The 11,585-nt window shown below is 32.4% G+C and carries 10 protein-coding genes; 5 read left to right on the forward strand and 5 right to left on the reverse strand.

The features are described 5' to 3' along the window. From KHW44_RS02510 to KHW44_RS02520, 3 genes are all read left to right on the forward strand, one after another. On the forward strand, positions 1 to 373 hold a 373-nt coding region (locus KHW44_RS02510), incomplete at its 5' end, for a metallopeptidase TldD-related protein (protein WP_304065574.1). Further along, positions 373 to 1,662, forward strand: coding sequence for a metallopeptidase TldD-related protein (locus KHW44_RS02515; RefSeq protein ID WP_094230413.1), 1,290 nt, complete (start codon positions 373 to 375; stop codon positions 1,660 to 1,662). The genes KHW44_RS02510 and KHW44_RS02515, both read left to right, overlap by 1 nt. 9 nt (positions 1,663 to 1,671) lie before the next feature. Further along, positions 1,672 to 1,941, forward strand: a complete 270-nt coding sequence (locus KHW44_RS02520) for a hypothetical protein (RefSeq protein WP_304065582.1) — start codon at positions 1,672 to 1,674, stop codon at positions 1,939 to 1,941. Between the two features lie 45 nt (positions 1,942 to 1,986). On the opposite strand, the gene KHW44_RS02525 is transcribed toward KHW44_RS02520, so the two are convergent. Then, positions 1,987 to 3,387, reverse strand: a complete 1,401-nt coding sequence (locus KHW44_RS02525) for an MATE family efflux transporter (protein ID WP_308580614.1) — start codon at positions 3,385 to 3,387, stop codon at positions 1,987 to 1,989. 148 nt (positions 3,388 to 3,535) lie between these two features. Here KHW44_RS02525 and KHW44_RS02530 point away from each other — a divergent pair, with 148 nt between their 5' ends. Both KHW44_RS02530 and KHW44_RS02535 read left to right on the forward strand, forming a co-directional pair. Continuing rightward, on the forward strand, positions 3,536 to 4,759 hold the full coding sequence (locus KHW44_RS02530) for a glycosyltransferase family 4 protein (protein WP_294684522.1): 1,224 nt from the start codon (positions 3,536 to 3,538) through the stop codon (positions 4,757 to 4,759). Positions 4,760 to 5,008: 249 nt separating this feature from the next. Then, positions 5,009 to 8,368 carry a leucine-rich repeat protein gene (locus KHW44_RS02535; protein ID WP_304065587.1) on the forward strand — a complete coding sequence of 1,120 codons (3,360 nt, stop codon included), beginning with the start codon at positions 5,009 to 5,011 and terminating at the stop codon, positions 8,366 to 8,368. Between the two features lie 77 nt (positions 8,369 to 8,445). Here the strand turns inward: KHW44_RS02535 and KHW44_RS02540 are convergent, their stop codons facing one another. The 4 genes from KHW44_RS02540 to KHW44_RS02555 all read right to left on the reverse strand — a co-directional run. Next, the gene (locus KHW44_RS02540) at positions 8,446 to 9,156 is read right to left on the reverse strand and encodes a hypothetical protein (protein WP_294684524.1); all 711 of its coding nucleotides are present in this window, start codon (positions 9,154 to 9,156) and stop codon (positions 8,446 to 8,448) included. A 325-nt stretch (positions 9,157 to 9,481) separates the two neighbouring features. Next, positions 9,482 to 10,381, reverse strand: coding sequence for a diacylglycerol kinase family lipid kinase (locus KHW44_RS02545; protein ID WP_304065590.1), 900 nt, complete (start codon positions 10,379 to 10,381; stop codon positions 9,482 to 9,484). Then, positions 10,381 to 11,061 (reverse strand): heparan-alpha-glucosaminide N-acetyltransferase, encoded by a 681-nt coding sequence (locus KHW44_RS02550; protein WP_304065593.1) that lies wholly within the window; start codon positions 11,059 to 11,061, stop codon positions 10,381 to 10,383. The genes KHW44_RS02545 and KHW44_RS02550 overlap by 1 nt, the downstream gene beginning before the upstream one ends. After that, on the reverse strand, positions 11,061 to 11,585 hold a 525-nt coding region (locus KHW44_RS02555), incomplete at its 5' end, for a phospholipase D-like domain-containing protein (protein ID WP_304065596.1). The genes KHW44_RS02550 and KHW44_RS02555, both read right to left, overlap by 1 nt.

Consider the following 11,585-nt stretch of genomic DNA (forward strand, 5'->3'; position numbering starts at 1 on the left):
CAAGAGAAAAGTATACACTCGTATGACTAATACTTTCTTTGAAGAAGGAGAAGATTCTGTTGAAGATATGATTAAATCAGTTGACAAAGGATATTTGTTGGAAGGTTTCTCATCTGGAATGGAAGATCCAAAAAACTGGGGAATTCAATGCGTAGCAATGAAAGGCCGTGAAATCATAGATGGCAAATTAACTGGAAAAATCGTAAGCCCAGTTTATTTGACAGGATATGTTCCTGATTTGTTGCAATCAATCACACAAGTTTCCAACGGACTTGTACTTTCTGGTGGAGGATATTGCGGAAAAGGCTGGAAAGAATGGGTTAAGACATCGACTGGTGGATCATACATTAAGGCAAAGGGGATTTTAAGTTAATGGAAAGATTAATTAATATATTAAAACAAAACGAAAAAATTACCGACTGGATAGTTGTCAACACTGTGTCCACATCAAACGAAGTATTTTTGATAAAAGACAAAGTGGATATGAATAGAAGTTGCGTGACTAATGAAACATCTGTAAGAGTGTTCGTGGATTTTGAAGAAAATGGCGACAAATTCAAAGGTGACAGCACTGTTGTGTTGAACTTAAATGACAGTGAAGATGAAATCAAAGAAAAAATTGACAGAACTGCTTTTGCAGCGAAATTTGTCAAGAACAAATACTACGAACTTCCAGAAAAAGAAGAAGGCTACGCTACATTAAAAGACATTAAAGTGTGCGAAGATTTGACAGACAATTTCAAAAAAGTTCACGATGTTATTTACAAAGATTACGGTTATCAATCCAAAGTAAATTCTTGCGAAATTTTCGCCGTGGAAAACCACAAGCACGTTGTTACATCAAAGGGCGTGGATGTAGAATATCCATCTAACAAATTTACATTTGAAATCGTAACTGATTGTAACGTTGGAGATGAACCTGTCGAAATATTCAACGGATATGATTTGACAAGTATTGATTATTCGAAAATCGAAGAAATTGTCGACAAACAACTTTTGGAAACTGAAAAAAGATCCAGCGCAGTTAGAAATGAAAAAATGGAAAATATGAGAGTGCTTTTATCAAACGAAGCTGTGGAAGAATTCTTGTATTACTATTACGAACAAGCAAGAGATGCTATGATTTACCAACAAATCAGCTCCGCAAAATTAGGCGAGAGATTCTTCGGAGAAAATCCAAGAGTAAACTTCAACATGAAAATCAATCCAATTTTGGAAACATCAATCAACAAAAGACCTGTCGATTCAGAAGGTAAGAAACTTGTGGAATATGATTTGTACAAGAATGGCGTCGTAGAAAACTTGGTTACTAACGCAAAGTTCAGTTATTATTTGAATGTTAAAAATATGGGACAATCACCAGTTTTCGAAGTGTGTGGTGGAGATATTTCTGTCGAAGAATTAAAATCACAAGATTATATTGAAGTGTTGGCGTTCTCATCATTCTTGATGGACAGCGCTACGGGAGATTTCGGTGGAGAATTCAGACTTGCACGACTTGTAAAAGATGGTGTTGAATCATTCATAACAGGTGGATCAATTTCATTAAATGTAAAAGACGTTCAAGATTCTATGATTTTCTCAAAAGAATTGAAATATCGAAAGAACAGCTTGGCACCAGCAGTTATTGCATTTGATAATGTAACAGTTGCAGGAAAATAAGGAGGAAAATTGAAACAAAAAGACAGATTTGGCGTGTTGGAATTGTATGCGCATTGTATTGGATATATTTTGTTGATAACAATTTACAGATTTTTCAGGACAAATGAGTTTGATGCTGTAGGATTTTTGAAAATAATAGCTACGATATTTGTAGTGGCAACGGCTACGTTTGCGATTTTCAGCAAAGGATCATTCAAGAAAGCATCTTCTAATTACAAACTACCCATGATAATGATAACGGCTGTAGTGTCTATCCTAGTTTCAGTATTTATATTCTAAAAAAATAAAGGTTTGAACATTGGAAATCCAATATTCAAACCTTTTTTAAATTCCGAGAACAAATTCGTCGTCGTTGTGAATTGTTTTAACCAAAAATCCAGATTTAACCAAGAAATAAGTCGTAGTTAATGTGGACAAAACATCAGACACTGGCATCGCTGACCACACGCCTGTTAGTCCGAAAAGTTTCGGGAAAATCAACATCAACGGCAACAAATAAATAAGTTGTCTTGTCATTGTCAATATGAATCCGATTTTTGGCTTGCCGATTGCTTGGAACAATGACGATCCAATTATGGAATATCCAAGCATGAAAATCATAGAATTGTAAATTCTAAGTCCAGGAATTGCGATGTCCTTGATGACTGCATAATCTTCCGGTCTTGAAATAAAAATCTTTACCAACAAATCTGGTCTAATCATAGTAAATGCCCAGTTCAAAACCATGTAGACAGTTCCCGCTACAATTGCAATTCTCAAAGTATGTTGAACACGTCTGTACTTGTTCGCTCCAAAATTAAACCCTAAAATTGGTTGGATACCTTGATTGATACCAAAAATCGGCATGAATGCGATTTGTGACACACTGTAGATAACACTCATCGAAGATGTCGCCAAATCTCCACCATAAATTTTAAGGAAATTGTTGAAAATAATATTAATACCACTAGCTACAAGTTGCATTGCAAATGGAGCAGAACCAAGCGCGAAAATTTGCTTACAATAATGCAAATCAAGCTTGAAAGTTTCCTTTTTTAGTCTCAAAAGTGCACGATCTGAAAGGAAATATCTCACAACCCAAATACAAGATAAGATTTGACCGATAATAGTCGCCCAAGCAGCACCTTGCACTCCCATTTTCATAGGGAAAATGAACACATAATCCAAAATAATATTGGAAATTGCACCGATGAACATCGTAACCATCGCAGCTCTAGGATTTCCTTCGCCACGGATGAAGTTGTTCATTGCAAAACCAACCATTTGAAAAGGTGCACCATACAAAATAATTTTTCCATATTCGTAAGCGTAAGGCATCAAAGTGTCACTTGCGCCGAAAATTTTCAAAAACCATTTTAAATTTAAAAGAAAAATCGCTGATATCAAAATCCCGAAAATAATAGATAAAACCATTGATGTGCCGAGGATGATTTCTGATTCTGTTTTCTTGCCTTCTCCGAATTTAATTGAAGAAAGTGAATTGCCACCCACACCAATCAACATTCCGAATGCCATCAGAAATAAAAAAATCGGGAAAATCAAATAAACGCCACCAATTGACATTTGATTTACACCGGCACCAAGGAAAATTCTATCTACAACATTATACAAAGCCTGAACCAACATTCCTATAGTCGCTGGAACTGAAAACTTCCAGATTAATTTCGGAATGGATTCATTGCCAAGAAGATTTGATCGTTGTTCGTTTAAATTTTCTATAATAATCGCCTCCTAATCAAAATAATACAAGCTATTATACATTAAAAAACAAACATAATCAATGATTTATAAAAAAATTCAATAAATAACTAAAGCAATTAAAATCTTATTATGATAATATAGAATTAAGAATAATAATAAAAAGGATGATCTTATGAAAATACTACACGTAATAGCACAACTTCCGAAACAAACAGGAAGCGGCGTTTATTTTACAAATGTAATTCAATACATGCAACATAACCATGAAAATGCTGCTATATTTGGAATACAAGACGATATACAATTAAATTTGGATGAAACAATCAAAAAATATCCGGTGGAATTTAAAAGCGAAAAGTTGAACTTCCCAATAGTTGGAATGAGCGATGAAATGCCTTACGATTCCACAAAATACAGCGACATGACACACGATATGATTGAAGATTGGACAAATGAATTCACCAAACAATTGAAAAAAGCAAAACAAGAATTCCAACCAGACGTCGTCGTATCTCATCATTGTTGGATGTTAAGTAGTCTCGTGTTAGATATTTTCGATGAAACTCCAGTTTTATTACTAAATCACGGAACAGACATCAGACAAACCAACCTCAACCCAGAATTGTTTATGACCTGTGTGGATAATCTGAACCGCGCACAAAAAGTCCTAGCATTAAGCAAAAAAGACGTAGAACCAATCTCCGATATATTTGGAATCGACAAAGAAAAAATCGTCGTAATGGGCGGTGGTTACAACAGCAATATTTTCTACAGAAGAAAAGAAGACCCAAAAAACGACAGAATAAGGCTTTTGTTTGCAGGGAAATTATCACATGCAAAAGGAGTGTACGAACTTTGCAAAGCTTTCAAAAAATTAGAAGAAAAATACGATAATTTGGAACTAACATTAGTGGGAGATGTCGACATAGAAACAAAAGTTGAGTTGTGGGAGAATACAGGTAACTCACTTCACTTCGATTTGCACAACACATCTTGTCAGAAAAAACTATCCAATAAAATGAGAGAATCAGACATCTACATTCTGCCAAGCTACTATGAAGGATTGGGACTCATCGCCATCGAAGCATTGGGTTGTGGAATGAGAGTTGTTGTAACAGAAATAGAAGGACTAATCCAAACACTTGACAACGAAATAAACAACAGCACAGCCATCGAATTTGTAGAAATGCCACGACTCCAAACAATCGACAAGCCTTACGAATCGGAAATCGAATCATTCGTCGACAGATTAGCACAAGCAATCGAAAAACAAATAATCAGAGTTCAAAATCAAGAACTAATCCCAGAAAAAATCCACGAATTAGTATTAAATCATTCTTGGGATCATATTATGCTTGAAATCGAGAATGAGTTGAAAGAAATAGTGGAGAAATAATTGAAGAAAATTCACTGAAAGCAGCTTTTAATTTATTAAGAGCTGTTTTTTTATTGGAAAATACAAGAAAGAAAAAATTTCATTGTAGCTACTAAAAGATATTTTATTTAAAAACAATGAATCAAAGGAAATTTTTGTAAGAATTAATTTGATAATAAATATCATTGAAAAGAACTTGAAATTATAGTAAAATGAAAAAAGTTCTTTAGATGATAAAGAATATCATTATTAATTTAATAGGAGGTTCGTATGAACAAAAAGAAGATTATTTTTTCTTTAGTTTTTGTATTTGCCTTAATTTTTGGATTAAATATTAATTCCAAGGCAGCAAATGATAATTATACAGCGGATGATTTTGAAATTGTTGGAGATACTGTGTACGGTTTTTCTAAAAGCGGAGTGCAAAAGCTAAAAAGAAATCGAAATGTTGTACTGCCATCAAAAAGCAAAGAAAATGTAGATTTGAAAAAAATAGCAAGTTTTGCTTTTGTATACAATAAGAGTAGTGCAATTGATGAGTATACACAAAGAGAAGGAGAAAACGGAGAAGTTAACAACTTAGATGTTGATGGAAACGAAATTAAAAAGCTTGGAGAAGATTTCAAGCAATTAGACATAGAATCTGTAGAGATTCCTGAAGGATATACTTATATTGGACAAGATGCTTTTGAAGAAAATAGTAATATTAAAAGCGTTAATTTGCCAAACTCAATAATTAAAATTAGCGATTATGCATTCGCTCATCTAAGTTTAAAGACTATAAAATTACCAGATAATTTGGAATTTTTGGGAGAACAAGTATTTTTTGATAATCAAATAGAAGGCAAACTTATTTTACCTAAAAATTTAACAAATTTAGGAGAAAGATCATTTAAATCTAATCAAATTACAGAATTAGAATTTAATTGTGAAAAATTGGAAATTATAAAAGAACAAGCTTTTCAAGATAATAAAATTAAGCAAGTGAAACTTCCAGATAGTGTGAAAAAAATTGAGATTGGTGCATTTAGTGGAAATCTTGGTGATGAAAATTATGCATTGAAAGTTGTGCTTTTGTCAAAAGGTAATGTGGACAACAAGGATTCTTCTTCTATTGTCAATCCGACTGAAAAAGATAAGACAACTTCAGTAGATGTGGATAGTTCAAAATGGGATGAGAAAGATTTTGTATTTGATAAGGGAAAAGTTTTAGGATTTTCTAGTACAGGAAAATTAAAAGTTCGTAAGAATAAGAATCTTGTAATTCCTGAAAAGAATGGGAAATATCCTATTGATGAAATTGGAGATGATGCATTTAGAAATGTGGATTTTGAAAATAGTAGTTTAAACAAATACGATTTGAAAAGCATTAAACTTCCAAAAACTGTGAAAAAAATAGGAAAGTTTGCATTCCAGTCTAATTATTTGACAGAATTTGAAGCTCCAGAAGCTCTTAAAATCATTGGAGATGGGGCTTTTATGAATAATAAAATTGATACTCTAGAGTTAAGCGAAAATACTGAGATAATTGGAAGTAGTGCGTTTCATATTAATAAATTATTTGCAATAGTGATTTATCCAAATGTTAGGGAAATTGGAATTTCAGCTTTTAGAAATAACGATGCACAAAATGTAATGTTTATGGGCGATAAAGTCGAAAAAATAGGAGAAATGGCTTTTTGTAATAACAAAATATCTGAGTTAGATTTGAGTTTATTAACAAAATTAAAAGAAATATCTGTTCAAACTTTTTACAAAAATAGCATTACAAAGGTTACAATGCCCGAAAATTTGGAAAGTGTAAAAGAAGAAGCATTTAGATACAATAATTTAAAAGAGATTGATTTTTCAAATAAAATCAAAGAGATAAGATTTAACGCATTTGATGATAACAAAGTTGAGGATAACTACAAAAAAGTTTTAGTTAAAATAAAAGGAAAAACATTAGCTGATGGAAACAATTTTGTTGTTAATCCTGAAGAAACTACGAAAAACAAAGATGATTTGAAAAAAGTTTTGGATGAATTAAATAAGTTAAATTTAACACAACTTAGAGATGATACTCAAAAGCAATTCAAAGATATGAAGGCTGAATGTGAAAAGCTGTTAAAACAAGACAAATTATCTGAGGGTGCGAAGTTAAAGTACATCCATGATACTCAGTTTTTTATAAATCGCTATAAGTTAGACTCATTAATTAAAAAAGGAGAACTAACTATTAAAAATAATCCACAGAATACTGAGATTTTGAAAGATAAACTTGAATACGCAAAAAAATCTTATAATAATTCCGCTGTTGTGGATAATAAATTAACTCGTTTAACAAAAGAATTACAAAATCTTATTAATATTGCTGAAAACAAAGGGAATATGGCGGATTCAATTATGAAACAAGGCCATTTTGAACTTAAAACTCCACTTCCGATTCCGTCCTATCATATTGGAATGAATGTGTATTTTGACAAAAACGGCAAAATATTGTATGTATTAGATATGTCTTATACTATTGGAAAAGGACAAAAAGACGAGTACGGAAATGAGATTTTGAATATTGATGAAGATAATGAAGGTTATCATATGTTAGCCTTGGAGACTTTGGATGATTATGAAGGGCTAAATTACTCAGATATTTTGAAATCAAATGTAGATAGTCTTGGAAAAATCAGAAAAGGTGATGATAGAGCAAAATACCATAGGGAAGGAATTTTTGAAGCAATAAAAGATGCTTGCAAAGATTTTGAAAAGGAAAATATAACAAAACCTGGCAAGAAAAACCCAGGAACAACAAGAGTAGCAGGCGCTGACAGAATCAACACAGCAGTAGAAGTATCCAAGAAATACTACAAATCTGCTGGAACAGTAATCGTAGCAAACTACGAAAAATTCGCAGATAGCTTATCAGCATCAGCATTATCAAAAGCATTAAAAGCACCAATCTTGCTAGTTAAAAAAGATCAATTAGATTCAGTAGTAGCACAAGAAATCAAAAGACTTGGAGCTAAAAATGTAGTTGTAATAGGTGGAAAATTATCAGTAGATAAAGCTAAAAACAGCCTATCACAATACTACGTTAGAACAATAGCAGGGGCTAATCGTTATGAAACAAGTGCAAAAATCGCACAAGAAATCGTCAAACTAACAGGAACAAAGAAAGCTGTAGTAGCAAGCGGAGAAACATTCGCAGACGCATTGACAGTAGCACCACTAGCAAACAAAAATAACATGCCAATACTACTTGTACAACAAAACAACATACCAAAAGCAACACAAGAAGTATTGAAACAAATGGATGAAGTATTAGTAGTAGGTGGAGAATTAACAATCTCCAAAGAAGTAGCAAACAAACTACCAAACGCTACAAGAATTGCAGGAGCAAACCGTTACGACACAGCAAAGAAAATCTACGAATATGGCTTCAAAGACAGATTAGAAGTTAACATCGCAAACGGAACAACAGCAGCAGACAGCTTAGTAATAGGCTCCATTGATTGCCCAATATTATTAGCAGAAGCAAATGAAATTCCAGAAGCTACAAAACAAGCTATCAAAGAATCAAAATTTGAAAAAGTTAATGTATTTGGTGGAGAAAACTCAATAAATGAATCAGTGGTAAAAGAATTGATTAAGTAAACTAAACGCAGCACATAAAAATATTGTGCTGCGTTTTTACAAAAAATTTTTTTATTAGTTTAATAAATTATGAGAAATTATTCGTATTTATCTATAATAACGCTTGGAATTGAAATTTTTCCACCTAAAGTAGATTCATAGGTAATTATACCATTGCTCATACCATAGATGGTAATTTTATCATTTTCTAATATTCTACTGCCATTCATTTCACTTTTAGGAACAGCACAATAAAGAATAGTATCATAATTATTATTCACAGCTAGTCTCATTTGTACTTCTGTTCCAGCTTCTATAACCTGAATTACTTTTCCACTAAATTTAACAGATTTTCCAACATATTTGTCAGGTGTTCTGGCTAATTGATCATAAGTTATACCAGTTTCATATCCTTGTTTTTCTTCTTTTTCTCTAGCTTCGGCTTCTTTCTTTTCTTTAGCTTCTTGTTCCTTTCTTATTTTGTCAGCTTCAGCCTTTTTTTCATCTTCTTTTTTCTTGAACCAAGGTTCAGCTTCTTCAACTTTTTTCTTTAATTCTTCGTTTTCGGTTTTTAGTGACTCATTTTCGGATTCTAGTTTAGTGATTTGTTCGCTATTTTTTTTGAGGGTTTCTTCAGTATCGCTTGAAGTATAATCTCCGGATAAAACTGAAAATAAAAAAACAATTATTAATAATAATATTAGGTCAATTATATTTCGTTTAACACCGTCAGATTTTTTCTTCTTATCCTTTTTGGAAAAATTTTGTTCTGAAATTTTTTCATTAAATTTGTCATTATTGTTTTCCATAATATCCTCCTGAATATATTTATTTATATTAGTATTACATATTTTTGAAAATAAAACAATATAGATTTAAAATTAACTTGTAATAAAAATAAATGAAGAAAAAACAAAAAAATTAATCTCTACTAATTTGAACATAATTAGTACACATTCATAGTCTATTATATAAGTATAAACAAAGTAAGTTTAATCTCAAGAAACAATCTCCTCCCTTAATATTGTTTTAACCTTAGATTAAACTGGAGACCACTCAGATGGTCTCTTTTTTATATTAAAATTTTAACCTAAAAAAAGCTAACTCGTTTGAGTTAGCTTTTCTTCTATACTTTTATTGTTCAAATGGTTTTGATAAGAATTTGAATCTTTTTTCTACGACTTTGATGTTTGATGGTGTTTTTTGGTACAATTCTCCGTCAGTATCTGCGACTAATCCTTCAGGTGAGATGAACTTTATTTCTTTTGCTTTGAATGTTTGAACGCCTTCGTTTTGTTCGTTGAAATCAAAGCTGTTTGATTGTCCGAACATTGCTTTGAATGCTCCGATGTTTGATTGCTCAACTACAAATACATTCAACACTCCATCGCTTGGGCTTATGTCAGAGATTGGAACTTCAACTCCTCCTGAGTATAATCCATTAGCGACAAATACCATAACGGCATTTCCTTTTATCGTTTCGCCGTCGAGTTTCATTTCATAATCAAATGAATTGTCTTGTGTTAATGTTTCAAAAATTTTTGGGATATATGTCAAGACACCGAAAGTTGATTTGTCGGCACCTTGCATTTTTTGCGCGTTTTCTGATGCCATTCCCACTGTCCAGAAATTTAGAGCGATTTTGTCGTCATTTAAAATGCAGTCGTATTCTTTGACTTCTGCATCCAACAAATTTTCACTTGCTTCTATTGGATCTGCTCCGATGTTGACAGTTCTTGAGAAATCGTTAAACGATCCTCCTGGAATAATTCCTATAACAGGATCCATATCGTAATCATATAATCCGTTGATGACTTCGTTTATTGTTCCGTCGCCTCCAACTACGATTACCAAATCAAAATCTTTTAATTCTTCACATTTTTTGTAGAAATCACCTTGTTCTTCGCTTTGGAAAAACACTGTTTCATTTGATAATTTTAATATATTAGGACTACATTTCGATAATACTTCAAATATATCTTGTTGTCCTGAATTATCGTGATACATAACGATTGATTTTTTGAATTTATTCATTAAATTCCTCCTAAAAATTTTACGATTTGTACAATTATTATTATGATAGGTTGGTGAATTAAATAAATCATCAAACTTTTTTTGCCCATTTTTGATAATACATTCTCTCTTACATTTAATTTTATATCTAAAAAGTCTCCTGCGCAATATCCAACTAGATACATAAAATACCAGGGTAGTAATGGGAAATAGTCGCCGCTGTAAAACTTGTTGTTGTAGAATCCCACAAAACTAAATAAATTGGTACTTATATCCATTGGATGAGCGCTTATTTTGTAAGTTAGAATGAACATTACAAAAGATAGGGCACACAATATTTTTTTGTTAAGGGTTAATTTGTCGACAAAAATCGTGAACAATGATGCCAAGCACAACAGATGAATTATTCCAAAAACTATGAAAAATTCATTTGCGAAGAAATACGTCGTAACGCTCAAAATCATAGCCACGATAAAAAGCGTGATGGTGTGTTTTTTGTAATTGTGAGATAAATTGAAGCAATAGCCCGATATCAAAATGAAGCTTATGCAGATGAATCTCTCCCAAATCATGCCTGGAGTATTTTCAAACCATTCAATTTTGAAATTTTCCATGTAGACCAAATCGAACAGCAAATGGTAAATTACCATGTTTACAATCGCAAATCCCCTTAATGTATCGATCAAATTATTTCTTTTCATCATATCATTGGCGAAAATACTTTCAGAATTACGGATAGTATTTTTCTTGATAGGTTTTGGTTTTCCAATTGTCTTGAAAATATTTCTTGTGATTGTGATTGCATTTCCAAGAAATCTTCCTTTAAATCGGAAATAATGTGTGAATCGTAGTACATCGCTCCGTTTTCAAAATGCAGATACAATGATCTAAAATCGAGATTGATTGAGCCGATTACGCAACGTTGGTCATCTGTAACACAACTTTTTGCGTGCAAAAATCCTGGCGAATATTCGAAGATTCTAACGCCCGCTTCTAAAAGAGTTTTGTAGTATGTTCTTGTAACCATATACACCAATTTTTTGTCGGGAATTCCAGGGGTCATGATTCTAACATCGACACCGCTTAACGCCGCATCTCTTAGGGAATCGATCATGTCATCTGATGGAATCAAATACGGAGTTGTAATGTAGAAATATTTTCTGGAACGAGACACCAATTGCATGTACGCACCCTTTCCAACAGGAACATCGTCTAATGGAGAATC

The organism is Finegoldia magna (assembly GCF_018371055.1).
In the GTDB taxonomy this organism is placed as follows: Bacteria; Bacillota; Clostridia; order Tissierellales; family Peptoniphilaceae; genus Finegoldia; species Finegoldia magna_I.